Source organism: Nocardioides silvaticus (assembly GCF_003160695.1).
GTDB classification, from domain to species: domain Bacteria; phylum Actinomycetota; class Actinomycetes; order Propionibacteriales; family Nocardioidaceae; genus Nocardioides; species Nocardioides silvaticus.
In genome coordinates, this window is record NZ_QGDD01000001.1 from 52724 (window position 1) to 77698 (window position 24975).

Sequence of the window (24975 nt, forward strand, 5' to 3'; positions counted from 1 at the left end):
AACGAGCCGGGTCGAGGTGGAGCCGGGTCGGCGTCAGTGGACGGCGGGAGCGCCGGCCGGCGACTCCACGCGCGAGGGCAGGAACAGTGCCAGCACGACCACCACGACACCCATGATCGCCCCGCCGTAGAACGCCCACTGCAGGCCGCCCACGAACGCCTCCGGCACCGGCGTGCCACCGGCGGCGAGGTCCTCGCTGCGGTTCGACATCACGACGATCAGCACCGCGGTGCCAACCGCGCCGGCCACCTGCTGCAGCGTCCCGAGCAGCGAGCTGCCGTGGGAGTAGAGCTGCGGCGGCAGGTCGCCGAGACCCAGCGTGAACACCGGCGTGAAGATCGCGGCGAGGCAGGCCATCAGCCCGATGTGGACCGCGACGATCAGCCACAGCGGCGTGGTCAGCGAGATCTGTGCCAGCGTCACCAGCGCACCGACCATGCCGATCGCTCCCGGGATCACCAGCGGCCGCGAGCCGAACCGGTCGTAAAGCTTGCCGACCTGCGGTCCCATGAGCCCCATGACGAGACCACCGGGCATCACCATCAGGCCGGTCTGCAGCGGGCTCAGGTCGCGCACCTGGGGGTCCTGCAGGTAGAGCGGCAGCAGGATCATCGAGCCGAGGAAGGCCATGAAGCCCGCCGCCATCAGCAGCAGCGACGTCGCGTAGGTGCGGTGCAGCAGCGTGCGCAGGTCGAGCAGCGGCGAGTCCGACCGCTGCAGGAACAGCTGGTAGCCGACGAACGCCGCCACCAGCACGGCGCCGACGGTGATGTAGGCGGCGGTGCCGTCGTTGCCGCTGCCGATCTCGCTGAGGCCGTAGACCAGGGTGCCGAAGCCGAGAGCCGCGAGCACCACGCTGGTCCAGCTCACCGAGCTCGCCTGGGGCTCGCCGACGTTCTCGAGCTGGCGGAACCCGAAGAGGCCGACGGCCACCGCGATCGGCAGCACCACGGCGAAGATCAGCCGCCACGAGCCGAGCTGGAGCAGCACGCCCGACACCGCCGGACCCAGCGCGGGAGCACAGGACATCGCCAGGGTCACCTGACCCATGACCCGGCCGCGGTCGCTCTCGGCGACGACGGTCATCAGCGTCGTCATCAGCAGCGGCATCATCACCGCGGTGCCGGCAGCCTGGATCACCCGGGCCACGAGGAGCACCTCGAAGGCCGGGGCCACGGCGGCGAGGAGGGTGCCGGCGGCGAAGGTCGTCATCGCGGTCGCGTACGCCGACCGCGTGCTCACCCGCTGCAGGAACCAGCCGGTGACCGGGATGACCGCCGCCATCGTGAGCATGAAGATCGTCGAGAGCCACTGGGCGGCGCGCTCGTCGATCCGGAAGTCCTCCATCAGCGTGGGGACGGCGTTGATCATGATCGTCTCGTTGAGGATCACGACGAAGGTCGCCGCGACGAGCAGCTTCACGACGAGCGGCGTCTTGCGGGCGCCGGTGAACTCGTGCTCGAACTCGGCGACGTCGGCTTCGGGGCTCTCCTCCGGGGAGAGGCCTCCCGGCCCTGCGGGGGTTGCGGGCGCAGTCATCTCTGGGTCCTGTCTACGTCGAGGGAGCGGAGCCGATCGGTCGTGTCGGGCCCGCCGTTCATGTGTTCCACGAACCGGCGGTGCTCATTTCGACACGGCGGCGAAAGATTTCTCATCGGTCTGCCGCAACGCGATCGCAGGACCCATGCTTCCCGATGCCGCCGACATCGGGCCAAGCATTTATTGCTCAGCGGGTGAGGACGATCTTCCCGAACACGTCGCCACCGGCCATCGCCGCGAAGCCGTCGCGCGCCCGGTCCATCGGGATCGCGCGGTCGATCAGAGGCCGGACGCCCGTGGCGTCGAGCATCGTGACGAGCGATGCGAGCTCGGCGCGCGTGCCCATCGTCGAGCCGATCACGCGGAGCTGGAGGAAGAAGATGTTCGTGAGCAGGGCGTCGTCGAGCTTCGGGCCGGAGGTGGTGCCCGAGATCACGACCGCGCCGCCGGGACGCAGCGAGCGGATCGAGTGCTGCCAGGTGGCGCGCCCGACGGTCTCCATGACCGCGTCGACCTTGACCGGGAGCCGCTCGCCGGACTCGAAGACCTCGTGGGCCCCCAGCTCCAGTGCCTTGGTGCGCTTCGCCTCGTCACGGCTGGTGGCGAGGACCCGCAGGCCGCCGGCCCGGGCCAGCGAGATCAACGCGGTGGCCACGCCGCCGCCGGCGCCCTGGACCAGGACGGTGTCGCCCGCCTTCAGGCCGCCCTGGGTGAAGAGCATCCGGTACGCCGTGAGCCAGGCGGTCGGGAGGCAGGCAGCCTCCTCGAAGGACAGCGACGCGGGCTTGGGCACCACGTTGCGCCGGGGCACGGCGACCCGCTCGGCGAACGTGCCCTGGTAGCGCTCCGACAGCAGCGACCGGCGCGGGTCGAGGGTCTCGTCGCCCGTCCAGTCCGGGCTGCTGACCACCGCGTGGACGACCACCTCGTTGCCGTCCTCGTCGTGACCCGCGGCGTCGCAGCCGAGGATCATCGGGAGCGCCTCCTCCTTCAGCCCCACTCCGCGCAGCGACCAGAGGTCGTGGTGGTTGAGGGACGCCGCCTTGACCGTGACGGTGGTCCAGCCGTCCGGCACCTCCGGGTCGGGCCGCTCGCCCAGCACCAGGCCGGACAGCGGGTCGTCGTTGCTGAAGGACTGGGCGGTGACGGCGAACATGCGGAGAACGCTAGCGAGCGGTGGTGCCCGCCTCGACCTCGGCCCGCTCGGGCTGCTCGGGCTGCTCGCCTGGCGCCGCAGTCGACGCGGCCTTCTCCGCGCGCTCGGTCTGCCAGGCCCGCCAGGCGACGATCGCCGGGACCGCGACGGCGACACCGAACAGGGTCCAGTCGAGCCAGAGCGGGATGCCCCCGAGAGCGGCGATGATCGTGACGCCGTTGACGAGGATGACCAGGCCGCCGACGAGGGTGCCCATCGGGCGGTGCGGAAGTCGGCCGGCCAGCCGCGCGGCGATCGGCGCCATGATGACGCCGCCGAGGACCAGTCCGAGCACGGGCAGCCACGGGATGCCGTGCTGCGCGGCGCCGGTCAGGAAGCCGCTCGAGACCGAGACGGCGACGACGAACTCGGCGGCGTTCGTCGTGCCGACGACCTTGCGGGGCTCGTGCTTGGTGACCGTCATCAGGCTGGGGGTCACGACCGGGCCCCAGCCGCCGCCACCGGTGGCGTCGACGAAGCCGCCGACCACGCCGATCGGGGCCAGCCAGCGCGCGGTGTGGCCGTTGCGGGGCGTGGGGATCAGCTTCGCGCCGAAGCCGAACCGGGCGAAGATCACCGCGCCGAAGAACACGAGCAGCCCCGACATCCAGCCCTTCGCGGACGCGAGGCTGATGTTGGTGAGGACCACGGCGCCGAGGAAGCCGCCGAGCGCGCCGGGGATGGCGACCCGGGCGAGGATCCGGCCGTCCACGTTGCCCGCACGCCAGTGCGACAGCCCGCTGATGAGCGTCGTGGGCAGCTTCGCGGCGTGGGTCGCGGCGCTGGCGGTCACCGGAGCGACGCCCATGGAGAGCAGCACGGTCGCGGAGGTGACGCCGAAGCCCATCCCGAGCGTGCCGTCGATGAACTGGGCGAGGCCGCCGGCGACGGCGAACACGGCGAGGATCCACATGACAGGGGCACCCTTTAACGGTTAAACAAACAAACTTTGTATGTTGACAAATCCAATCTACTTTAGGTCTTGACAGGAGCACAACTCCTCCGGCGTGTCGGAGGCGCGCTTGCACCCCGGCCGGGGTGCCGGCCGGGTCGGGAGACCCGCGTCAGGCGCGGGCGACGCCGTCGCGCCGAGCGGCGGCGGCGACGGCTGCGGCGACCGCGGGACCCACCCGGGGGTCGAACGGCGAGGGGATGACCAGGTCCTCGGCCAGGTCGTCGCCGACGAGATCGGCGAGCGCCGTGGCCGCAGCGACCTTCATGCCCTCGGTGATCGCCGAGGCGTGCACGTCGAACGCACCCCGGAAGATGCCGGGGAACGCGAGCACGTTGTTGATCTGGTTCGGGAAGTCGGAGCGGCCGGTGGCGACGACCCGCGCGTGCCGGTGGGCGACCTCGGGGTGCACCTCGGGGTTGGGGTTCGCCATCGCGAAGATGATGGCGTCGTCCGCCATGGTGGCGACGACCTCCTCCGGCACCGTGCCACCCGAGACACCGACGTAGACGTCGGCGCCGACGAACGCCTCGGCGAGGGTGCCGCTGCGGCCGGTGCGGTCGGCGGTGAGCTCGGCCAGCGCCGACTTCTGCGGGGTCAGGTCGTGGCGGTCGGAGCTCACCACGCCCTTCCGGTCGGTGACGACGAGGTCCTTGATGCCGGCCTCGAGCAGGATCTTGGCGATCGCGACACCGGCCGCGCCGGCTCCGGAGATCACGACCCGCGTCGACTCGGCGTTGCGGCCGGTCAGCTTGAGGGCGTTGACGAGCGCAGCGAGCGTCACCACGGCGGTGCCGTGCTGGTCGTCGTGGAAGACCGGGATGTCGAGCCGCTCCTTGAGGCGGTCCTCGATCTCGAAGCACCGCGGTGCCGAGATGTCCTCGAGGTTGATGCCGCCGAAGCTCGGCGCGAGACGGACGACGGTCTCGATGATCTCGTCGACGTCGGTGGTGGCCAGGCAGATCGGGACGCCGTCGACACCGCCGAACTGCTTGAAGAGGACGGCCTTGCCCTCCATCACCGGCATCGCCGCGGCCGGGCCGATGTCGCCGAGGCCGAGCACCGCGGTGCCGTCGGTGACGATGGCGACCGTGTTGGGGACCCACGTGTAGTGGCGGGTGAGCCCGGGGTCGGCGGCGATCGCCTCGCACACCTCGGCGACGCCGGGCGTGTAGGCGAGCGAGAGCTCTGCTTTGTTCGTCAGCCCGACCGTCGCGACGGTCTCCATCTTGCCGCCGACGTGCAGGTCGAAGACCGGGTCTCCCGCGTGGGGATGGGGATCAGGGACGTCGGCGGCCACGAAGCACGATTCTGGCACAGCCGACCGGTCCGTCGTACCGACGTCCGGGCAACCGGCGCCGCTCGTGATGACGCTCACAGCAGGCGTGGGCGCGGCCAGGCGCGCGCCAGGACGACGGCCAGCACGTCGCCGTCCGGCACCGCCCCGCGGTGCCGTGAGTCGACCCCGGCGGCCGGGTTGTCGGAGAGCACCCACCAGCCGTCGTCGCGCCGGTCCGCGGCCCTCTTCACCGCCACGGTGCCGTCCGCGAACCGGGCCACCACGACCCGTCCTGCCCGGGGCCTGGCGCCGTGCCGCACCAGCAGCCGGTCCCCCGGCGCGAGGGTCGGGCGCATCGAGTCGCCGCGCACGAGGGCCCAGCCCAGACGGCCCACCCGGCGACCTTCGTTTCCACGCCTGACCACGACGAGTAGTGTCGCAGCGAACGGGAACCTATCCCCGTACCCACCTAGTGACCACGAGAGAGGACCCGAATGTTCTCGCGTCTCTTCGCCCCCACCATCGAGGTGTCGGCCCACTGCGACCTGCCGTGCGGCGTCTACGACCCGGCACAGGCCCGGATCGAGGCCGAGTCGGTCAAGGCGATCATCCAGAAGGCTCTCGACAGCGACGACGCCGACTTCCGCACCCGCGCGATCCTGATCAAGGAGCAGCGGTCGGAGCTGGTCAAGCACCACCTGTGGGTGCTGTGGACCGACTACTTCAAGCCCCCGCACTTCGAGAAGTACCCGGAGCTGCACGTCCTCGTGAACGAAGCCACCAAGCTCGCCGGCGCGACCGGCACCAAGGGCACCCTCGACGTCGAGAAGGCCGACGAGCTGCTGGCGAAGATCGACGAGATCGCCAAGATCTTCTGGGAGACGAAGCAGGCATGATCACCAGTGGCGTGGGCGCCCGTTACGACGTCGAGCTGCGGCTGCCGGCTGACGGCGCCTACGCCGCTGTCCTCCGCACCCTCACGGCCGGCCTCGCAGCGCGCCTGGACTTCACGATGGACGACATCGAGGACCTCCGGATCGCGGTCAGCGAGACGGCCGCGATGGTGCTGGACGAGGCGGACGAGGGCGCGGACCTGGTCTGCCGGTTCCGTCTCGAGCCGGGCGAGCTGCAGCTCGACTGCAGCACTACGTCCGCGGCTCCGACGAAGCCCGACTACGACAACTTCGGCTGGCAGGTGCTCACCACGCTGACCACCGACGCGAGCGTCGAGGCGACGCCCGGCCACTACGCCGTCCGGATCGCACTGCGGTCGACGCTCGACACGCAATGACCAAAGAGGCGACCCAGGACAGCGGCCGGTCCGCTGCCCTGGAGCAGACGCGACGCGAGAACCTCCGCCTGTTCGCGATCTTCCGCGACCCCGATGCTTCCGAGAGCGAGCGCAGCGCGGCCCGCGAGGACCTCGTCCACCTCCACCTCGCCCTCGTCGAGCACTGCGCGCGTCGGTTCCGCAACCGCGGCGAGCCCTTCGAGGACCTGGTGCAGGTCGGCACGATCGGCCTCATCAAGTCCGTCGACCGGTTCGACACCGAGCGCGGCGTGGAGTTCTCCACCTACGCCACGCCCACGATCATCGGCGAGATCAAGCGCTACTTCCGCGACAAGGGCTGGGCGATCCGCGTCCCGCGGCGGCTCCAGGAGCTGCGGATGCAGATCAGCGGAGCGACCTCGGAGCTGACGCAGACGCTCGGTCGCTCCCCCACGCCGCGCGAGATCGCCGACGCGATCGGCTGCTCGGTCGAGGAGATCATCGAGGGGATGGAGTCCAGCAACGCCTACGCGACGCTCTCCCTCGACGCCACGGACGACTCCGACGACGGCGGGCCCAGCATGCTCGACGCCATCGGCATCGACGACGAGGCGCTCGAGCACGTGGAGATCCGCGAGTCGGTCAAGCCGCTCCTCGAGAGCCTGCCGCCGCGCGAGAAGAAGATCCTGCTGCTGCGGTTCTTCAAGAACATGACGCAGTCGGAGATCGCGGCCGAGATCGGGGTCTCCCAGATGCACGTGTCGCGGCTGCTCACGCGCACGCTGGAGCAGCTGCGGGCCTCGCTCGACCACGACTAGGACGAACGAGGTCGAACCCACGGCGGCCCGGCGGCTGCTCCGTCGTCAGTCGTCGGGGTGGTCGCCGGTCAGCGCGCGGATCGAGTCCGGGTGCAGCACGCCGGCGAGCACGATCGCCGCGACGACGGCCAGCACCACCGCCACGAGAGCGTGGTCGCGCAGGTTCCAGGCCAGCCCGAAGAAGATCAGCTGCGTGATCAGCGCCGGCCCGCGCGACCAGGGCTTCTGGCGCCAGAGCGCCCAGGCAGCCACCAGCAGGAGCACGCCGTACGCCGCGAAGAACCCGGCCGTCGAGAGCCCCATCGAGCGGCGGTCGGCGTCGAGGTCGGCGACCTCGAGGACCGCCAGCGCCACCAGCACGATGCCCTGCACGGCGACCAGAGAGGCGGCCACGGTCAGCGGCGGGGGCGCGGCGGGCTCGGGGAGGGGCTCGGGCAGCGGGTCGGACACGGACGGACTCTAGGCCACCCGAGTGGGTACAGCCCACTGCGGTGTGACCCAACAAACCGTCCGCAGACCTTGATTCGCGAGGCATTCCTTGGAACGCTTGCAGAGCGATCGTGAAGCCGTTCACTTTTGCGGTTGTCGTCGCGCCCGCGGGTCGGAGCCCACGTCGGGCTTGGTCACGGCTCGCACACCCTAGAAACGAGGAAATCCCCACTCATGGATTGGCGTCACCGTTCCGCATGCCTCGACGAGGATCCGGAGCTGTTCTTCCCGATCGGCAACACCGGTCCGGCCATCCTCCAGATCGAGGAGGCCAAGCAGGTGTGCCGACGCTGCGACGTGCGCGAGCAGTGTCTCGCGTGGGCGCTGGAGGCGGGACAGGACCACGGCGTCTGGGGTGGCCTCAGCGAGGACGAGCGTCGCGCCCTGAAGCGCCGCAACGCCCGCGCCCGCGTCCGTACCCCTGCCTGATCCGCGGCTGGCGCTCAGTCCAACGGGATCGAGAGGTCGGCCCTGGTGCCCCCGCTCGGCGACGCGCCGAGCGTGAGGTGGCCCCCGAGCTCGGACTCGACCAGCGTCTTCACGATCGACAGGCCCAGGCTCGGTGAGCCGTCGAGGTCGAAGCCCTCGGGCAGCCCCCGGCCGTCGTCGTCGATGCTGACCTCGAGCTGGTGCGCGCGTCGGTGCGCCGAGAGCACGATCTCCCCGGGCGCACCCGGCTCCTCCGCGGTCGGCTCAACCGGCGGGTAGCCGTGCTCGACCGCGTTCTGCAGCAGCTCGGTCACGACCATCGCGAGCGGCGTGGCCTGCTCGGAGACGAGCATGCCGAACCGGCCCTCCCGTCGCACCTGCACGGGTGAGAGCCCGACGTCGGTGACCAGCCGCGCCAGCCGATCGGCGATCTCGTCGAAGTCCACGGTCTCCTCGACCGCCTGGCTGAGGGTCTCGTGGACGATCGCGATCGACCCGACCCGACGTACCGCCTCCTCCAGGGCCAGGGTGGCCTCGGCCGAGCCGATGCGCCGGGCCTGCAGCCGCAGCAGCGCGGCCACCGTCTGCAGGTTGTTCTTCACCCGGTGGTGGATCTCCCGGATGGTCGCCTCCTTGGTGATCAGCTCGCGGTCGCGGCGCCGCAGGTCCGTCACGTCGCGCAGCAGGATCAGCCCGCCGATGCGCTCGCCGTCGGGCATCAGCGGAACCGCCCGCACGATGAGGGCGACCCCGTCGGCGGTGCCCGACCCGATCTCGGTGTCGCGGTGCGCCCGCGCCCCGAGGACCGCGCTGAGGGTCTCCTCGTCGGGCCGCTTGCGCGGCGGCACGAGCTCGCGGGTGAGGTCGGTGAGCAGCTGCCCGGCAAGATCACCGGTGAGCCCCAGCTTGCGGTAGACCGACAGTGCGTTGGGGCTGGCGTAGACCACCCGTCCGGCGGCGTCGACCCGGAGGAAGCCGTCGCCGACCCGTGGCGAGTCCGCGTGGTCGCTGCGCTGGCCGGGTGCGGGGAACAGGCCCGCCGCGATCATCTTGGTGAGGTCGCCGGCCGTCTGCAGGTAGTTGATCTCGAGCCGGCTCGGGGTGCGGACACCGAGCAGGTTGGTGTTGCGGGCGATCACCGCGATCACGCGGCCCTCGCGTCGCACCGGGATCGCCTCCACCCGCACCGGGACCTCGTCGCGCCACTCGGGATCACCCTCGCGGGCGATCCGGCCGAGCGCGAAGGCGTTGTCGACGAGGGGGCGGCGGCCGATCGCCGTGAAGGTGCCGACCACGTCGTCGACGTAGGCCGTGGGGCCGGTGGTGGGCCGCATCTGGCCTCCGGCCCAGTAGCCGGTCCCGTCCCGTGCAGGCAGCCACATGACCAGGTCGGCGAAGGAGAGGTCCGCGATGATCTGCCAGTCCGCGAGGATCCGCTGGAGCCACTCGATGTCGTCGTCGTCGAGATCGGTGTGGCGTCGGGCGATGACGGGGAGGGACGGCACGGCCTCACGTTAGTGCCACCAGGGGCCCGTCACGTGTCGCAGGTCACCTCCCCGGTCTGGACCGGTCGCCGACGTTTGGCAGGATGTGCGCTATGCCCCCCATTGTCGACTGGCGACACGTGTCTGCAGCCGACTTCAGAGTGCCCGCCGACCACCGGCTCTCCGACCTCACCGCCGAGCTGACCGAGCTCCTCGGCACTCCCGACTCCGAGCTCCGCGAGCTGGCGCTCGACGTGATCTGCACGTGGATCGAGCGCGGGGTGTACGACGACCTGCTGCCCGGTCTCGGCGACGGGATCGCCACCGGGCTGATGGCCGGCATCGGCGAGAGCGGGACGGACACGGTGTTCCGCCGCAGCTTCTCCGCACTCGTGGTCGCCGAGGTGATCGACCGGGACTCGCGCCGGCCGCGCGTCTCGCGCACGAAGATCCACGAGTGGGGTGACCGGCTCGCGACCTGGTTCCTCATGGAGCGCGACGAGCGGGGATGGGTCGACGGTCACGGCTGGGCCCATGCCATCGCGCACGGCGCCGACGCGTTCGGGGCACTCGCCCGGTCACCGCACTGCGGACCGGGCGAGCTGCTGGTGGTGCTCGACGTGATCGGCGACCGGGTGACCCGGACCCCCGGCAACGTCTGGTACTCCGGCGAGCCCGACCGGCTGGCGATGACCACTCTCCACGTGTTGCGCCGGGGGCTGGTGCCCGACGAGCTGGTCGAGGCCTGGCTCCAGCGGATCGCGACCGCCGCCCGGCCCCGTCGCGACGAGTCGACCAAGTCCGACGTCTACCTCAGGACCGGCAACGCGGCGGCCTTCCTCCGCGCGCTCTACCTGCAGCTCGCTCTCGGGCCCGCCGCCCCGCCTCGACGCTCGGACCTCGTCCTCCTGCTGGTCGAGCACCTGCGCCGCACCCACCCCGCTTACCTCGGCCCGTCCCAGCACCGGGCCGGCAGCTGAGCCGGTCCCTGAGTTGGTCGCTTGACCCAGTGGATAGGTTGCCGTCCATGACCGAGACCCCGCTCACCGGCCACTCCGGGCAGCTCGCCGTCGCCGTCGCCCAGGCCCACGGTGTCGAGACCATGTTCACCCTGTCGGGCGCCCACGTGTTCCCGATGTACGACGGGGCGGTCAAGGCGGCCGAGGAGGGGCGGCCGATGCGGCTGCTCGACGTCCGGCACGAGCAGACGGCGGCGTTCGCCGCCGAGGCCACCGGCAAGCTCACCCGGGTCCCGGGCCTCGCCGTGCTGACGGCCGGCCCCGGCGTCACCAACGGCGTCAGCGCGATGGCCCAGGCGCAGTTCGCCGGGTCGCCGATGGTGGTGGTCGGCGGTCGCGCGCCCAACAACAGGTGGGGCACCGGCGCCCTCCAGGAGATCGACCACCTGCCGATCGTCGGCCCGGTCACCAAGCACGCCGCGACGCTGATGACGGCCGGCGACGTCGCCGGCGGGTTCCACGACGCGTTCCTGGCCGCCCGGTCCTCGCACCGCGGCCCGACGTACGTCGACGTCCCGCTCGACGAGTTCTTCAACGTCGGCAGCGGCTCGGTGCCGAGCGTCGGCGCCGACGCCGGCCGCGGCGCGGACCCGGACAGCGACGCGATCGACCGGATCGCAGGGCTGCTGGCCTCCGCCGACCGGCCGCTGCTCATCCTCGGCACCGACGTCTGGGCCGACGGCGCCGAGGAGGCCGCACTGCGCTTCGTCGAGACGGTCGGCGTCCCCACGATCACCAACGGCATGGGCCGCGGCGTGGTGCCCGGCGGCCACCCGCTGCTCGTCACGAAGGCCCGCGGCGCCGCGATCGGCGGCGCCGACCTGGTCGTGGTCGTCGGCACTCCCCTGGACTTCCGGCTCGGCTTCGGCGTGTTCGGCGGCAAGGACGGGGCAACCCCCGCGCAGGTCGTCCACATCGCCGACTCCCCCGGCCAGGTGTCCGGCCACGCCACGCTCGCGGCGTCGGCGAGCGGCGACCTGACCGCCGTCTTCGACGGGCTGCTGGGCGCTCTCGAGCGCCGTCGGCGCGGCGACTGGAGCGACTGGGTCTCCGGCCTCCAGGACACCGTCGCCGTCGCGGCCGCACGCGACGCCGAGCTGCTCTCCGCCGAGGCCGACCCCGTGCACCCGGCGCGGATCTACGGCGAGCTGGTCCCCCGCCTGGCCGACGACGCGGTCGTCATCGGCGACGGCGGCGACTTCGTGTCGTTCGCCGGCAAGTTCGTCGAGCCGAAGCGCCCCGGGTGCTGGCTGGACCCCGGCCCGTACGGTTGCCTGGGCGCCGGGCTCGGCGCTGCGATCGCGGCGCGGGTCGCCCGGCCCTCCTCGCAGGTCGTGCTGCTGCTCGGTGACGGCGCGGCCGGCTTCTCGCTGATGGACGTCGACACGCTGGTGCGGCACGACCTGCCGGTGGTCATGGTGATGGGCAACAACTCCGCCTGGGGCCTGGAGAAGGGCCCGATGCAGATGCTCTACGGCTACGACGTCGCCGCCGACCTGGCCCCGCGGACGGCCTACGACAGCGTCGTGAAGGCCCTCGGTGGCGCGGGCGAGACCGTGACCGACCCCCAGCAGATCGGTCCGGCGCTGGACCGGGCCTTCGCCGCAGGCGCGCCGTACCTCGTCAACGTCATCACCGACGTCGACGCCGCCTACCCGCGCAACACCCTGGGCATCTGATGACCGAGGTGCCGTCGGCGGAGGCCGCGCTCCGCTTCACCGTCACCGACGACGACACCGCAGCCGCGGTGGGCTCCGGCAGCCTGCCCGTGCTCGGCACGCCCCGCCTGCTGGCGTGGTGCGAGGCGGCGACCTGCGCGGCCATCGAACCCTCCCTGGCCGACGGCGAGACCAGCGTCGGCACGCGGGTCCAGCTGGAGCACCTGGCGCCCAGCCCGGTCGGGCAGGCGGTCGAGGTGACCGCGCGGCTGGCGTACGCCGACGGCCGGCTCCGCCGGTTCTCGGTCGCCGCCCGCAACGTCGGTCCCGACGGCGTCGGCGGGCTCGTCGGCAGCGGCGAGGTCACCCGGGTGGTCGTCGACGGCGAACGCTTCCTGGCCCGGATTTCGGACGCGTGACCGTCCTCTGAGAGACTGGGGCGTTACCGACTTCAGGAGGAACCATGGGCAAGACCGGCCGCAAGCGCCGCGCACGCCGCAAGAAGGGCGCGAACCACGGCAAGCGCCCCAACGCCTGAGTGCGCTGAACAACGCCAAGACCAAGCCCCCGGACCGTCCCGGTCGCGGGGGCTTCGTCGTCCCTACTTCGGCTGGGGGAACTGCGCTCGCATCGCCAGGTCCCACATGCGGTCCGGCAGCATCCGGCGGGTCGCGACGGCGCCGTACGCCGACGGGGTGACCAGGTAGCGCGGCCGGGGCCGCTTCTTGGTGAGCGCCTTCTCGATGGTCCTCGCGACTGCCTCCGGCGGTCCGCCGAGCTTGACCATCGGTCCGGCGTAGACCTCGGTCGTCGACCTCAGCACGGCGGCGTTGAAGTCGGCGTACGGGCCGTCGCCGCCGACGTAGTCGGCCATGGCGGTCGCGGCGGCGCCCTCGAAGTTCGTGGTGATGAGGCCGGGCTCGACGAGCACCACTTGGACGCCGAAGCCGGCGACCTCGAACCGCAGCGCGTCGGAGAGGGCCTCGAGGGCGTACTTGCTCGCGTGGTAGGCACCCCCACCGGGGAACGTGAGCCGGCCGCCCATCGAGCCGATGTTGACGATCCGGCCGGAGCCCTGGGCACGCATGGCGGGAAGCACCAGCTGCGTGAGCCGGAGCAGCCCGAACACGTTGGTCTCGAACTGCCGGCGCACGTCGTCGACGTCGACCGACTCCAGGGCCCCCGACTGCGAGTAGCCGGCGTTGTTGACCAGCGCGTCGATGCGTCCCGACGCCGCGAGCACGGCGTCCACGGCGCTCGCCATCGACGCCTCGTCGGTGACGTCGAGGGCCAGCGTGGTGCAGCCGGCGTCAGCGAGGCCGGCGAGCGTCTCGGGCCGGCGCGCGGTCGCGTGGACGTCCCAGCCGTTGCGGACCAGCCGGGCGGCGGTCGCCTCGCCGATCCCCGAGGAGCACCCGGTGATCAGCACGGTCCTCGTGGAGCTCATGTCGGGATCATGGCAGAGCCCCGACCGAGCGGCCTCACTCCTCGGTGATCTCCACCTGGATCTGCTGGATCCGGACCCGGACCCGCTCCCGCAGCTCGACCGGGGCGGTCTCGGAGCAGGAGCGCGCGACGATCGCCTTCACGGTGCGCTGGAGGTCGTAGCGCTCCAGGCACGGGCTGCAGGTGTCGATGTGGGCGCGGACGACTGCGCAGTCGCCCTCCTCGAGCTCGTTGTCGATCAGGCGCATGATGCGCTCGAGGAAGTCGACACACTCCTCGTTGGTGGGCTCGGTGCCGTGGTCGTGCGTCATCATCGGCCTCCCGGGACCGGTGCGTCGCCGCCCGAGCGGACGTAGTCGGAGAGCATGTCGCGGAGCTGTCGCCGGCCTCGGTGCAGACGGGACATGACCGTCCCGATGGGCGTGTCCATGATCTCGGCGATCTCCTTGTAGGCGAAGCCCTCCACGTCGGCGAGGTAGACGGCGAGCCGGAACTCCTCCGGCAGCCGCTGGAGGGCGTCCTTCACCTGGCTGTCGGGCAGGTGCTCGAGCGCCTCCATCTCGGCGGACTTCAGGCCGCTCGAGGTGTGGGACTCCGCCCGGGCGAGCTGCCAGTCCTCGACGTCCTCGGACATCGACTGCTGCGGCTGGCGCTGCTTCTTGCGGTAGGTGTTGATGAACGTGTTGGTGAGGATCCGGTACAGCCAGGCCTTGAGGTTGGTGCCGGGCTTGAACTGGTGGAAGGCCGAGTAGGCCTTCGCGAAGGTCTCCTGCACCAGGTCCTCGGCGTCCGCGGGGTTGCGGGTCATGCGCATCGCCGCGGAGTAGAGCTGGTCGAGGTACGGCAGCGCGTCGCGCTCGAAGCGCGCGGTGCGGTCGGCCTGCGACTCGGTCGCGAGGTCGACGGGCTCGTCGGCTCCGGCGGGCCCAGCGGTTTCGACGTGGTCGACGTCAGAGGTCTCGGTCATCACCCCCCAGCCTACGGGGACGTACGCCATCGGGCGTTCCAGGACCGCGTTCATGACCGGTGCAACGGGTCAGCGGGTCACTCCATTCCCGACGATCTCGCGCACCACCCACTCCAGCACCGCCTCGACGACGATCCCCAGCGCCTCGTCCTGGCTGAGCGCCGCCCGCTTGGGGACCTTCAGGCTGTGGTCGGCCTCCGGCACGACGGCCAGGTCGGCACCGCCCGGCAGCGGGTCGGGGAACTCCTCGGGTCGGCCGAACGGGTCGTTGCCGCCCTGGATCACCAGCGTCGGCACGCCGGCGCCGGCGAGCTCGTGCAACCTCGACTTCTCGGGCTTGCCCGGAGGGTGCAGCGGGAACGACAGCGCCACACACCCCGCTGCGCCGAGCGCACGCGCGGAGCGACAGGCGGACCGGCCTCCGGCGGAGCGGCCGCCCAGGATGATCGGCGTCCGCACCCGGAGGGTGTCGACGGCCGCGCGCAGTGCGGTGTCGAGCGTCGGTGGCGGGCCGGCGACCTTCCCGCCGGCGCGCCGCCAGGGCTGCTCGAACAGCATCACGCTCACGCCCTGGCGGGGAAGGTACGTCGCCAGCGCGGTCAGGTCGGGTGCGTCGATGCCGCCGCCCGCTCCGTGGCTGAGCACCAGCGTGGCGATCGGCCGCGTCGCCCGGCGGGTGATCAGCCGGCCCTCCCCCACCGGGGTCGCGACGACCCGCTCGGTGCCCTTCACAGAAGGGACTCCTCGAGCGGGATCGGCTCGACCAGCTCGGGGCCGTTGTTGCGCACGTTGCCGACCGCGGTCGACACCGGGAACGCCTCGAGGCCGTTCTGCTGGGCGGGTACGAGCAGCCCGGGGAGCTGCTCCTTCGGCGTGAGCGGGTCGAGCCACGCCGTACGACGGTCGGGGGTGACCAGCAGCGGCATCCGATCGTGGATCCGGCCCACCTCGTCGGTGGCCTCGGTGGTCAGGACTGTGCAGGTCCACCGGTACCGCTCGGGGTCGTCGTCGTCGCGCGTCGGGTCCTTCCAGATCTCGTAGAGGCCGGCCATCGCCAGGACCGAGCCGTCCTTCGGCCTGATGAAGAACGGCTGCTTGGGCGGCTTGCCCCGCCCCTTCGTCGACGGAGCGCCCTCCTGCTGCGTCTCGTACCACTCGAAGTAGCCGTCGGCCGGCAGCAGGCAACGGCGTCCCGCGAAGGCCCGCCGGAACGCAGGCTTCTCGGCGACCGTCTCCATCCGGGCGTTGATCATCCGGCTGCCGATGGAGGGGTCCTTGGCCCAGAACGGCACCAGGCCCCACCTGAGGACCCGGAGCTGGCGCACGGGGTCGGCGTCCTGGCTCTTCCCGCCGTCCTTGCTCGCGGCGTCGGAGTCGGCCTCGCGCGGCACCCGGTCCAGCACCGCGTAGACCTCCTTGGTCGGCGCGACGTTGTAGTCGGGCGGCAGCACCTTGTCGAGCCGGGGGTCCACCACCTCGAACTCCTCGGCCAGGTCGTCGGGACTCCTGCTGGACGCGTACCGACCGCACATGCGGCCAACCTATCGCCGACGGCGGACACGCATGCGGCACCGACGTGCGGGTACCGACCGGCCATGGCCATCTCCCGAGTGTTCCTCCGCCCTCTCGTCGGCGCCTTCTTCGTCGCGAACGGCATCGACTCGCTCCGCAACGCCGACGCGATCGCCCGCGAGGCGAAGCCGGTGACGGATCGCTTCGTCCCGCTCGTGGAGAAGGCAGCGCCCGACGGCACCCCGGTCCCGACCGAGGCCGTGACCTGGGTCCGGGTCAACGGCGCGGTCCAGATCACCGCAGCTGCAGCGTTCGCGACCGGAAAGCTCCCCCGCGTCGCCTCCGGTGTGCTCGCCGCCTCGCTGGTCCCGTCGACCGCAGCGCGCTACCGGTTCTGGGAGGCCTCGGACCCCTCCGAGCGCCGCGAGCAGCTGATGCACTTCTTCAAGAACGTCTCGCTGACCGGTGGCCTGCTGATCGCTGCCGGCGACACCGAGGGCCGACCCGGCCTGGCCTGGCGCGCCCGCCGGGCGGCCAAGGACGCCCGCCGGGAGGCTCGCCACCTCGCGCGATCCGCCCGGCGCGAGGCGAAGCGGGTCAGGGCCGAGCTGACCTGACCAGCCAGTCGAAGAGAGCCTTCTGACCCTCGCCCGGCTGCAGCTCCGGGTGCCACTGGACTCCGAGCACCGGTCTCCCCGGGAGCTCGAGCGCCTCGACCACGCCGTCGCCGGCCCGGGCGGTCGCCCGCACGCCGTCACCGAGGCCGGACACGGCTTGGTGGTGCAGCGAGCTCACGTCCACCTGCTCGCCGAGCAGGTGGCGGGCGAGCGACCCGGCAGCCGTCCGCACGGGATGCGTCCCGGGCGGTGGTAGCGCGTGCCCCGCGATGTCCTGGTGCAACCGTCCGCCCAGGGCGACGTTGAGGACCTGCATCCCGCGGCAGAGCCCGAGCAGGGGCACGCCGCGCTCGATCGCCTCCCGGGCCAGCGCGATCTCGATCTCGTCCCGGAGCCGGTCGACGTCGGCCGTCGAGGGGTGCGGACGTTCGCCGTACGTCGCGGGGTCGAGGTCGCCACCCCCGGCGAGAAGCAGCGCGTCGACCGGTGCGAGCAGCTCCGTGACCGGCAGCGCCTCGGTCGGCAGGACGGGCAGGACGAGCGGGAGCCCTCCGGCTGCGGCCACCGGGCCGGGCACCCACGCGGTCATGCCCTGCACGGGCAGCGTCCCCCAGGACCGCGGCACCTGGTGCCGGCCGGCGACGACACCGACGACCGGCCGGGCGGTGCTCACGCTGCCCACCCGGCCAGGTCCGTCCGGCACGCCAGGCGATCGAGGCCGTCGGACGGCAGGTAGTCCTCCGGGAGGTCGCCTGCGGCGGCGCGGGCGATCCGCACCAGTCCGGCGGCCAGGCCGCGCAGGGTCGGGTGCCGGGTCCCGGGACCGGCAGCGAGCCGCCACAGCTCCGGGACGTCGATCCCGTCGAGGTCCCTGAGCACCTCGTTCGCCGCCGCTGGTACGGCGAGCAGCGCGCTGGTGAGCGCGACCGCCGGCCCGAGCTCACGACCCGGGACGGCGTCGAGGGCGCGGATCTCCAGGTAGCGCCCACGGGGACGGACTGCGGGGAACAGGGTCGAGAGGTGTGCGTCGACGCCCGCGAACCGGTCGCTGAGCGGCGGCGCGCCGACCGCGAACCCCAGGTACTCCCCCACCGCACCCGCGGACCGGCCGAGCCGTCCGTAGGCCATCCGGGCGGGGTCGGTGGCCAGGCAGACCGCCGTACGACCGCTGTCGGTGGCGAGCCGACGGCCCTCGCACACCCGCGAGTTGGCGAAGAGGGCGGCGAGGACGGGTGCGACCAGGTTCGCCGCCCGCCACTGGACCAGGCCCTCGGCGCCCGGCCGCAGGTCGACGCAGACCTGGAGCCCCGCCGACTGGCGCATGAACCGGCGGCCCGCCGGGCCGATCCGGTCGAAGTGCCGGTCCATGTCGACGTAGCGGTCCCCGCCCAGCTGGAGGCCCAGCCGCTCGGGGCTGCGCCAGGGGTCGAGGCCGACGGCCGCCAGGTGGACGCCGATGCCGGCCAGCGCCGCGCGGGCGGCCCGCTCCCGCTGCTCGAGCAGGGCGACGGCGGCGGCCGCCGTGTCCGCCGGATCCGGGTGCAGCTCGATCTGTCCACCCGGCTCGAACCCCACGTCGGGCACGCCGGCCAGGGCGGACCGCAGCTCCGCGAGCGGCACCGGTGACGCGAGGTCCGCGTGCCGGTAGGCAATCAGCTCCCGCTCCAGGCCGACCCGGCGGCTGCCGTCGTCCGTCCCGGCGAAGAGGGACTCGACGGCCTGCTCGAGGACGAGCCTCCGCGAGCGCATGTCAGATCACCAGGACCGCGGCGACGGCGAGCGTCACGCCGCTGAGGATGGTGCCGACCGCGCCGACGAGGCGGAGCAGGTTCTCCTTGCCCATGTCGCCGGCGGACAGCACGCCCACGGCGTGCAGGTAGCGCGACAGCGTCGCGACCGCGGCCACGACGAGCATCCAGGTCGCCGGGTCGCGCGACCCGATGACGAGGATGAGGAGCGCGAGGGTGGGCACGTACTCGGTCGCGTTGCCGTGGGCCCGGATCGCGACGAACAGCGCGTCGTCGGGCGCGGTCGGGAACTGCTCGCCGTCATCGCCGCGCGAGCCGCGGATCCGGGAGACGTTCCACCCCAGCACGAAGAGGAGGGCGGCGAGCAGAGCGATGCAGATGATGGCGGTGGTCATGACGTTCTCCTTCGGATGGTCTCTTCCATGAGCTGGACGAAGTCGGCGCACAGGGTGCTGCCGAGCAGCCGGTCGCACTTGCGGAGGGCGCCGGAGCTGGTCACGTTGACCTCGATGAGCAGGCCGTCGATCACGTCGAGGCCGACGAGGAACAGGCCGAGCTCGCGGAGGCCCGGCCGCAGCCGGTCGCAGATCTCGCGATCGCGGTCGTCGACCTCGACCATCCGGGCCGGCAGTCCGATCCGGAAGTCCCCGTTCTCGACGGGGAAGCGCAGGGCGGCGGCGACCGGCTCCCCGTCGTGCACGAAGAGCCGCTTGTTGCCCTCACGGACCCGCTCCAGCCAGGGTTGGACGACGACCTGGCGCCGGCCGCCGTGGGTGGAGAGCTCGATGATCGACGCCGCGTTGGTGTCGTCGTCACCGAGGCGCAGCACCCCGTGACCGCTGAACCCGTCGATCGGCTTGACCACGCAGGTCCGGTGCTGCCGGACGAAGTCGGCGATCTGGTCGGCCGACGCCGTCACCAGCGTCGGCGGGCCGAGGTCGGCGTGCTCGAGCGCCCACAGCTTCTCGTTGGCGATCCGCACCCCGCGGGGGTCGTTGACGAGCAGCGTGCGGGCGGGGTCCACCCGGTCGAGCACGAGGGTCGCGTCCAGGTAGGCGCGGTCGACCGGCGGGTCGGTCCGCAGGAGCACGGCGTCGGCGTCGTCGAGCCGGGTCCAGCGGGTATCGCCGCGGCGGACGTCGTAGGTCCTGGCAACCGCGGCGCCGTCGACGATCGCGAGGTCGGCCGGACCGCAGGCGCGGACGTGGTGCCCGCGGGCCAGCGCGGCGGACACGACGCCGAGCGTCGTGTCGACGGCCGGGTCGAGCCGGTCGAGCGGGTCGGCGACCACGACGAGGTCCAGTGCCGGGGACGTGGTCATCGCCGGCTGCCGATCAGCAGGGCGATGCCGACGATCAGCTCGGCGGGCAGCAGCGCGATGGGGGCGATCGGCTCGTCGAACCCCGAGGTCACCAGCAGCACCGTGCTGATCACCAGGTCGGCGACGACGAGGACGACGGCGACCGTGCACGCCACCCGCCTGCAGCCGTGGCGGCGCAGGGCGAGCACCGAGGCCACGAAGGCCGCGATGCCGAGGACGGAGCCGGCCGAGACGAGAGGCACCGTCAGGACGTCGAGGTCGCGGGTCAGGGGCGGCAACGAGTCCGGGTCGGCGAGCAGGCCGAAGGTCAGCCCCAGGTAGGACCACAGGACCACGGCGCCGGCCCACCCGAACCGCACACCCCAGCGGTCGCCGGTGATCGTGGCTAAGCGCCGGGTGGCGATGAGGAGGAGGGCCGGCACCAGGAGCAGGAACACGCCGGTGACGTTGCTGGCCGGGTGCTCGGCGGCGAGCTCGGCCAGCGTCTCGGCCGGCAACCGGTTGACGGCGGTGCCGGACGCGTCGGCAGCCTTCTCGAGCGCCTGCTCGTAGTCGGCGGTCAGGGTCGCGATGAGCGCGACGTAGACGAGCCAGGAGCCCGCGGCCGCGAGGAAGGCGTAGGCCACGCTGCGCCGGGAGGCCTGGCCGACGACAGGGCGCACGGACGTGAGCGCGCTCATGACGCGGCCCGCTCGTCGGTCACGGCGGAGCCCGTGCCGGGTCGGTACGGCGCGCAGGTCAGCTGGGCGAGGATGCGGAAACGGGGGTCGGCTGCGAGGAACTGGATGATGGCGTTCATGCCCCGAGGGCGTTCCGTCGCGGCGGAACATCGTTCCGTCGCCAGGTCCCCCGCCGGTCAGGAGGCGGTGACCTCCCAGGTCAGCGCCGCGGCCGGGTCGGGCTGGTAACGGCACTGTCGGCCGGTGCGCACGGACGCCTCCAGGTGCGCCCCTAGCTCCGGCGCGACCGCGCCGACGGCGCTGATGGCCCGCTTGATGCTGCGGGTGACGTTGACCCGGGCCCGCTCGTCGGTCGCGCCCTGCGGTCGGTCCCGGCCGCCCAGGCCGACGGCCCGTCCGAGCTCCTCCAGCAGGGTGTCGAGCTCCCACCGCGCCCGGCTGGCCCGGTCGGGGTCGTTCATGTCCTCCGCGTCGTCGATCTCCTCGCGGAGGTCGGCGATCCGGGCCCGGTACTCCCGTTTCGCCCGGCTGTCGAGCGCCGGCCCCAGGTCGTGCTGCACGGCGACGGCCGGGCCCGATCCCGAGCCTGCCAGGTCGAGCGCGGTGACCTCGCGCCCGTTCGCCCGCAGCACCTCGACCAGCTGGAGCAGTCCGCGCGACTCCTCGACCAGCGCGGTCCCGAACGGGGAGGAGAACGACCAACCGTCCTCCTGGCGGGTGATGGCACCGCGCCCGGTGGGAATTGCCGCCGCGACCGACGGCGCCGTGCGCCCGGCGAGCTCGCGGCAGCGGTCGGCCAGCACCGCCGACTGCACGCGTTCCGCGATCGCGACCCCCCGCTCGTGGTACCGGACGGCAGCGTCGTGGTCGCCCTCGAGATCGGACAAGAGACCGATCGTGGTGGCGACCGGGACCACGACCGACCCGCTGCCCGACGAGAGCCGGTCGGCGAACGGCTCCAACCGTGGGCGCAGCGCGCGGGCCGCCGCGACGTCGCCGGTCACGCCGGCGACCACGCCGCAGGCGTTGAGGGCGAACACCGACTCCAGCCCGGTGGCCAGCACGTCCAGTCCGGCGACCGCGAGACCGAGGTGGACCCGTGCCGCCTCGTGGTCGGCAAGTGCGAGGACGCCGAGAGCGAGGCTGGCCTGCACGAACGGCGCGGCCAGCAGGTCTGCCGCGTCCTGGTTGGCGATCACCCGATCGGCGAGGACCGGGTCCGGGATGCCGTAGATGAAGGCCGTCGCTGCGCGGAACGTCATCCCGATCCCGATCAGCTCCTCGGGATGGATCCACTGCCCGGCGTTCTCGAACTCGGACTCGAGCACCTCGAGACACCGTTCCCGATCACCTGACAGGCACACCATGGTCGCGCGGCGGAGACCGGCGGCGAACCGCCATCGCGGCGAGGAGGACAGCCGGGCGTACAGCTCGAGCCGCGCGAGAGCGTCCTGGGCCCCCGGCAGGTCCGCGCGGGCCAACCGCTCGCCGAACTGCCACTCGTAGCCGAGGAGAGCGACCTCCGGACGGCCCAGCCGCTCACCCAGCGTGACGATCTCATCGGCGGCCCGCTCGCGGACCACCGATTCCTCAGGAGTGGCCGGTGCCAGGTGCAGGTCGGCCAGCGCCTGGCTGAGCAGTGCCGGATCGCGGAGCCGGCGCGCCATCGCCACCGCCTCCTCCCCGTGCCGCCGACCCTGCTCGCGCGCGGCGGGATGGGAGATGCTCGCCGCCGACAACCGCCCGAGGAGGCGGACCCGGAGGGCCGAGTCCGCAGGGTCCAGGGCCGCGGCCGCGGCGGCCAGTCGGTCGAAGGTGGCCGTGTCCGGGACGAGCGGGTTCGCGAACCAGGCGGCGCCGGTCTCGGCGCGGGCACGCAGCGTCGGGTCGCCCGGCGCGAGCTCGACTGCAGCCGCGAAGGCGATGCCGGCGCTCGCCGCGTCCCCCAGCTCGAACAGGGACTCACCCCGCTCGACGTGCAGCGCCGCCATCACCTCAGCGGCAGCGCCGTACGTCGTCAGCACCTCGACCGCCGTCTGGGCCAGGGCCGACGCCGCGGAGTCGTCGCCCGCGGCTCGCAGCACCACGACGGCTTCCAGCGCAGCCGTCGCGGCCGCGTCGACGTCCCCGGCCGGCAGCGCGCGCAGCCGGAGCTCTGCGGCACGGGACAGGGCCGGGTCGTCGCCCTCGAGCTCCAGCGCGGTGGCGAGGTGGAGCCGGAGCTCGCGCTGCTCGGCGGGCGGCAGCTGGTCGGCCGACGCCTCGGCCAGCAGGGCGTGCCGGAACCGGATGCCACCGCCGTGCTCGTCCACCACGAGCTCCTCGGCGCGGCCCACGTCGATGGCTGCGGCGACCGCATCGACCGGGCGGTCCAGCGCGCGGGCCAGGACGAGCAGCGAGGTGGCGCCCGGCGCGAGCGCGAGGGCCGCGAGGACGCGGGCGGTCTCGGGGCCGAGGCGCTCGAACCTGCGGCGGAGCACCTCCGTCGCCAGCGAGGGCGTGCCGCCCTCGGGCCCCCCGCCCTCCTCCGCGAGGACGGCGGCCTCGCGGACGAACAGCGGGACGCCCCCGGTACGTTCCCAGAGCCGGGCGCCGTCGACGTCGGTCCCCGGAGCGGTGAGCTCGGCGAGCCGGGTGGTCTCCTCCAGCGTCATCCCCCTCAGCCGGACGACGTGGTCGGCCGACGCGAGCAGGCCGGCGACCTTGGTCGTGCCCGGCTCGTCCGAGCGCGCGGTGACGAGGAGCGGAGCGGTGACACCCTGCAGCTGACGTCCGAGCCGCTCGACGACCCAGGCGGAGGAGTCGTCGGCCCAGTGGAAGTCCTCGATGGCGACGAGCACCGGTGCCCGCGCCGCGATCGCCGCAGCCACGGCTTCGAGCCGGTCCCAGCGAGCGTCGTCACCGGATCGCGCGTCGTCGCCCCGGGCCCTGAGGCCGGCCAGCGCGGAGAACGGTCCGGCCCCCTCCTCCGCCTCGGTCCAGCCGACGTCGAGACCGAGCTCGCGGGCGTGCGCCGCCACCCGAGCGGTCAACCGGGACTTGCCGATGCCGGCCTCGCCGACCACCAGGCACAACGGAGCGGAGCTGCTCTCGAGCGCCAGCTCCAGAGCAGCGGACAGCCGGGCGACCTCCTCCGTGCGCCCCACGAAGCCCGGATCCGGGCGTGGCCCGGTCGCTGTCATGCCCCACAGGGTGCCAGAGACAGAGGCCCGCCGCTGCCGCGCGCCTGCGGCTGTGACGTCCTGCAAATTCTGCAATCTGCCGCCGAATGTCGACATTCGTGCTTCCGTGACCCGGGTCACACACTTCTCGGGGTGGGCGTCACCCCAGCTCTCTCCAGGAAGGCAGCACCATCATGGGTTCACTCACGGCGTCGCGCGGACGTCGACTTCCAGCTCTGGCAGCGGCCGGCGCCTTGGGCGCAGCGACTCTCGTCGCCCTCGCCCCGGCTCCCGCCCATGCGGCAACGGTCTACATCACCCCGGCCCAGCTCGACACCAGCCTGACCCGGACCACCGGTCACAACGACTTCACCGCCGACGGCGTGCGGGTCTGGACCGAGGGCACCACGTCCACCGACAAGGCGGCCGGCTACTTCGAGGTGTCCGCCGACCTCGCCGACGTCGGCGAGCCGGCGATGGACTCGGTGCGCAACGACATGACGACCACGCTGCGACCGGGCATGCAGCTCGTGACCGACTTCGACGGCAACGGATCCCTCGACGGCATCCTGGTCGGCGAGCCGACCTACGCCAGCGGCGCCCCGCTGTACGGCGACAACTGGTGGCTCTCGAACGACTCGAAGCAGTTCGTGAAGGACGGCGCGCCCTCGCACGCCGGCGGGTTCGGCTCGCCCAACAACGGGACGCTCGACCAGTGGCGGGCGGCCTTCCCCGACGCGCACGTCTACGCGTTCGGCTGGTCGCTCGGGTCGGGGGTCAAGGGCGACGACACCATCCGCTCGATGACGCTCGGCGACACGACCTACAAGTTCACCAACGTCGGCGCTCCCGTCGTGGTGGACGCGAGCGCCGAGACCCCGTTCAACACGGTGGCCGACATCCCGCTCGAGGCCTATGACCCCGAGGGCGGTGCGCTCACCTACAAGGTCGGCAAGCCGAGCTCCGGGTTCGCGCGCGTGCAGGGTGACACCGCGATCTACCGCCCCAAGGGCGGGTTCACCGGGGTCGCCACCTTCACCTTCACGGCCACCGACGCGACGGGCCTCAGCACGACCGGCACCGTGACCGTGACGGTCGACAAGGCGACCAGCTCGCTGAAGCTCAACCCGCAGAACACCTACCAGAAGAACACCGCGTTCGTCTCCGGCCAGGTGATCTCCAAGGGTCGGGCCAAGGGCGGCACGATCACGATCAGCGAAGGTGGCGTGGAGCTCAAGTCCATCGTCGCGACCGGCAACTACTTCCGGATCCGGGTCCCCGGCTCGGTCTCGCCGGGTCAGCACACCTACGACGTGGTCTTCGGCGGGTCGGCCCAGGCCGACCCGGCGTCCGGTTCGGTCACGCTGACCGTCCGGTAAGCAGTCACGGCT

Annotated in this window: 29 protein-coding genes; 10 read left to right on the forward strand and 19 right to left on the reverse strand. The window is 72.5% G+C overall.

The window, feature by feature from the left end; translation table 11 throughout:
* Nucleotides 1-33: 33 nt before the first annotated feature.
* The 5 genes from DJ010_RS00250 to DJ010_RS00270 all read right to left on the reverse strand — a co-directional run bounded on the left by DJ010_RS00250 (nucleotide 34) and on the right by DJ010_RS00270 (nucleotide 5504).
* A complete protein-coding gene (locus DJ010_RS00250; protein ID WP_109691640.1) occupies nucleotides 34-1539 on the reverse strand; it encodes an MDR family MFS transporter in 1506 nt (501 codons plus the stop codon).
* 187 nt (nucleotides 1540-1726) lie between these two features.
* Nucleotides 1727-2695, reverse strand: coding sequence for a zinc-binding dehydrogenase (locus DJ010_RS00255; RefSeq protein WP_109691641.1), 969 nt, complete (start codon nucleotides 2693-2695; stop codon nucleotides 1727-1729).
* A gap of 10 nt (nucleotides 2696-2705) precedes the next feature.
* A complete protein-coding gene (locus tag DJ010_RS00260; protein ID WP_109691642.1) occupies nucleotides 2706-3647 on the reverse strand; it encodes a sulfite exporter TauE/SafE family protein in 942 nt (313 codons plus the stop codon).
* 151 nt (nucleotides 3648-3798) lie between these two features.
* Entirely contained in the window at nucleotides 3799-4914 is a 1116-nt protein-coding gene (locus DJ010_RS00265; RefSeq protein ID WP_109692437.1) for an NAD(P)-dependent malic enzyme, read from the reverse strand.
* Between the two features lie 146 nt (nucleotides 4915-5060).
* A complete protein-coding gene (locus DJ010_RS00270; RefSeq protein WP_439331680.1) occupies nucleotides 5061-5504 on the reverse strand; it encodes a S24 family peptidase in 444 nt (147 codons plus the stop codon).
* Here DJ010_RS00270 and sodN point away from each other — a divergent pair.
* The 3 genes from sodN to DJ010_RS00285 are packed head-to-tail and all read left to right on the forward strand — an operon-like array spanning nucleotide 5460 to nucleotide 7053.
* A complete protein-coding gene (gene sodN / locus DJ010_RS00275; protein WP_109691643.1) occupies nucleotides 5460-5861 on the forward strand; it encodes a superoxide dismutase, Ni in 402 nt (133 codons plus the stop codon). The genes DJ010_RS00270 and sodN overlap by 45 nt on opposite strands.
* The gene (locus tag DJ010_RS00280) at nucleotides 5858-6256 is read left to right on the forward strand and encodes an ATP-binding protein (protein ID WP_109691644.1); all 399 of its coding nucleotides are present in this window, start codon (nucleotides 5858-5860) and stop codon (nucleotides 6254-6256) included. The genes sodN and DJ010_RS00280 overlap by 4 nt, the downstream gene beginning before the upstream one ends.
* On the forward strand, nucleotides 6253-7053 hold the full coding sequence (locus DJ010_RS00285; RefSeq protein WP_109691645.1) for an RNA polymerase sigma factor SigF: 801 nt from the start codon (nucleotides 6253-6255) through the stop codon (nucleotides 7051-7053). The genes DJ010_RS00280 and DJ010_RS00285 overlap by 4 nt, the downstream gene beginning before the upstream one ends.
* A gap of 45 nt (nucleotides 7054-7098) precedes the next feature.
* On the opposite strand, the gene DJ010_RS00290 is transcribed toward DJ010_RS00285, so the two are convergent.
* Complete coding sequence (locus DJ010_RS00290) at nucleotides 7099-7503, reverse strand: hypothetical protein (RefSeq protein ID WP_109691646.1); 405 nt, start codon at nucleotides 7501-7503, stop codon at nucleotides 7099-7101.
* A 213-nt stretch (nucleotides 7504-7716) separates the two neighbouring features.
* On the opposite strand from DJ010_RS00290, the gene DJ010_RS00295 reads away from it, so the two are divergent.
* Nucleotides 7717-7971 carry a WhiB family transcriptional regulator gene (locus tag DJ010_RS00295; protein ID WP_109691647.1) on the forward strand — a complete coding sequence of 85 codons (255 nt, stop codon included), beginning with the start codon at nucleotides 7717-7719 and terminating at the stop codon, nucleotides 7969-7971.
* A gap of 14 nt (nucleotides 7972-7985) precedes the next feature.
* Here the strand turns inward: DJ010_RS00295 and DJ010_RS00300 are convergent, their stop codons facing one another.
* A complete protein-coding gene (locus DJ010_RS00300) occupies nucleotides 7986-9476 on the reverse strand; it encodes a PAS domain-containing sensor histidine kinase (protein ID WP_109691648.1) in 1491 nt (496 codons plus the stop codon).
* A gap of 92 nt (nucleotides 9477-9568) precedes the next feature.
* Here DJ010_RS00300 and DJ010_RS00305 point away from each other — a divergent pair, with 92 nt between their 5' ends.
* The 4 genes from DJ010_RS00305 to DJ010_RS23055 are packed head-to-tail and all read left to right on the forward strand — an operon-like array spanning nucleotide 9569 to nucleotide 12670.
* Entirely contained in the window at nucleotides 9569-10435 is an 867-nt protein-coding gene (locus DJ010_RS00305; RefSeq protein ID WP_109691649.1) for a DUF2785 domain-containing protein, read from the forward strand.
* Nucleotides 10436-10482: 47 nt separating this feature from the next.
* Nucleotides 10483-12153 (forward strand): acetolactate synthase, encoded by a 1671-nt coding sequence (locus DJ010_RS00310; protein ID WP_109691650.1) that lies wholly within the window; start codon nucleotides 10483-10485, stop codon nucleotides 12151-12153.
* On the forward strand, nucleotides 12153-12551 hold the full coding sequence (locus DJ010_RS00315; RefSeq protein ID WP_109691651.1) for a thioesterase family protein: 399 nt from the start codon (nucleotides 12153-12155) through the stop codon (nucleotides 12549-12551). Before DJ010_RS00310 ends, DJ010_RS00315 begins: the two co-directional genes overlap by 1 nt.
* Before the next feature lie 44 nt (nucleotides 12552-12595).
* A complete protein-coding gene (locus DJ010_RS23055; protein WP_369797015.1) occupies nucleotides 12596-12670 on the forward strand; it encodes a 50S ribosomal protein bL37 in 75 nt (24 codons plus the stop codon).
* A 63-nt stretch (nucleotides 12671-12733) separates the two neighbouring features.
* Here the strand turns inward: DJ010_RS23055 and DJ010_RS00320 are convergent, their stop codons facing one another.
* The 5 genes from DJ010_RS00320 to DJ010_RS00340 are packed head-to-tail and all read right to left on the reverse strand — an operon-like array spanning nucleotide 12734 to nucleotide 16077.
* On the reverse strand, nucleotides 12734-13579 hold the full coding sequence (locus tag DJ010_RS00320; RefSeq protein WP_109691652.1) for an oxidoreductase: 846 nt from the start codon (nucleotides 13577-13579) through the stop codon (nucleotides 12734-12736).
* A 34-nt stretch (nucleotides 13580-13613) separates the two neighbouring features.
* Entirely contained in the window at nucleotides 13614-13889 is a 276-nt protein-coding gene (gene rsrA / locus DJ010_RS00325; RefSeq protein ID WP_109691653.1) for a mycothiol system anti-sigma-R factor, read from the reverse strand.
* Nucleotides 13889-14599 (reverse strand): sigma-70 family RNA polymerase sigma factor, encoded by a 711-nt coding sequence (locus DJ010_RS00330; protein WP_109691654.1) that lies wholly within the window; start codon nucleotides 14597-14599, stop codon nucleotides 13889-13891. The genes rsrA and DJ010_RS00330 overlap by 1 nt, the downstream gene beginning before the upstream one ends.
* A gap of 15 nt (nucleotides 14600-14614) precedes the next feature.
* Nucleotides 14615-15277 carry an alpha/beta hydrolase family protein gene (locus DJ010_RS00335; protein WP_109691655.1) on the reverse strand — a complete coding sequence of 221 codons (663 nt, stop codon included), beginning with the start codon at nucleotides 15275-15277 and terminating at the stop codon, nucleotides 14615-14617.
* Nucleotides 15274-16077 (reverse strand): SOS response-associated peptidase, encoded by an 804-nt coding sequence (locus tag DJ010_RS00340; protein ID WP_109691656.1) that lies wholly within the window; start codon nucleotides 16075-16077, stop codon nucleotides 15274-15276. The genes DJ010_RS00335 and DJ010_RS00340 overlap by 4 nt, the downstream gene beginning before the upstream one ends.
* A gap of 63 nt (nucleotides 16078-16140) precedes the next feature.
* Between DJ010_RS00340 and DJ010_RS00345 the strand changes: the two genes are divergently transcribed.
* Nucleotides 16141-16674, forward strand: coding sequence for a DoxX family membrane protein (locus DJ010_RS00345; RefSeq protein ID WP_109691657.1), 534 nt, complete (start codon nucleotides 16141-16143; stop codon nucleotides 16672-16674).
* Here DJ010_RS00345 and DJ010_RS00350 read toward each other — a convergent pair.
* Genes DJ010_RS00350 through DJ010_RS00375 form a run of 7 tightly spaced genes read right to left on the reverse strand, consistent with a single transcriptional unit; the run spans nucleotide 16655 to nucleotide 23605 of the window.
* Complete coding sequence (locus DJ010_RS00350; protein ID WP_158282869.1) at nucleotides 16655-17347, reverse strand: gamma-glutamyl-gamma-aminobutyrate hydrolase family protein; 693 nt, start codon at nucleotides 17345-17347, stop codon at nucleotides 16655-16657. The genes DJ010_RS00345 and DJ010_RS00350 overlap by 20 nt on opposite strands.
* On the reverse strand, nucleotides 17344-18423 hold the full coding sequence (locus DJ010_RS00355; RefSeq protein WP_109691659.1) for a glutamate-cysteine ligase family protein: 1080 nt from the start codon (nucleotides 18421-18423) through the stop codon (nucleotides 17344-17346). Before DJ010_RS00355 ends, DJ010_RS00350 begins: the two co-directional genes overlap by 4 nt.
* Before the next feature lies 1 nt (nucleotide 18424).
* A complete protein-coding gene (locus DJ010_RS00360) occupies nucleotides 18425-18817 on the reverse strand; it encodes an MAPEG family protein (RefSeq protein WP_109691660.1) in 393 nt (130 codons plus the stop codon).
* Nucleotides 18814-19743 (reverse strand): ATP-grasp domain-containing protein, encoded by a 930-nt coding sequence (locus tag DJ010_RS00365; RefSeq protein ID WP_211318587.1) that lies wholly within the window; start codon nucleotides 19741-19743, stop codon nucleotides 18814-18816. The genes DJ010_RS00360 and DJ010_RS00365 overlap by 4 nt, the downstream gene beginning before the upstream one ends.
* Nucleotides 19740-20423, reverse strand: a complete 684-nt coding sequence (locus DJ010_RS00370) for a hypothetical protein (protein WP_109691661.1) — start codon at nucleotides 20421-20423, stop codon at nucleotides 19740-19742. Before DJ010_RS00370 ends, DJ010_RS00365 begins: the two co-directional genes overlap by 4 nt.
* Nucleotides 20420-20542 (reverse strand): hypothetical protein, encoded by a 123-nt coding sequence (locus DJ010_RS22840; RefSeq protein WP_281271103.1) that lies wholly within the window; start codon nucleotides 20540-20542, stop codon nucleotides 20420-20422. The genes DJ010_RS00370 and DJ010_RS22840 overlap by 4 nt, the downstream gene beginning before the upstream one ends.
* Nucleotides 20543-20599: 57 nt before the next feature.
* The gene (locus DJ010_RS00375; RefSeq protein WP_158282870.1) at nucleotides 20600-23605 is read right to left on the reverse strand and encodes an AAA family ATPase; all 3006 of its coding nucleotides are present in this window, start codon (nucleotides 23603-23605) and stop codon (nucleotides 20600-20602) included.
* A 233-nt stretch (nucleotides 23606-23838) separates the two neighbouring features.
* On the opposite strand from DJ010_RS00375, the gene DJ010_RS00380 reads away from it, so the two are divergent.
* Nucleotides 23839-24963, forward strand: a complete 1125-nt coding sequence (locus tag DJ010_RS00380) for an Ig-like domain-containing protein (protein ID WP_109691663.1) — start codon at nucleotides 23839-23841, stop codon at nucleotides 24961-24963.
* Nucleotides 24964-24975 lie beyond the last annotated feature (12 nt).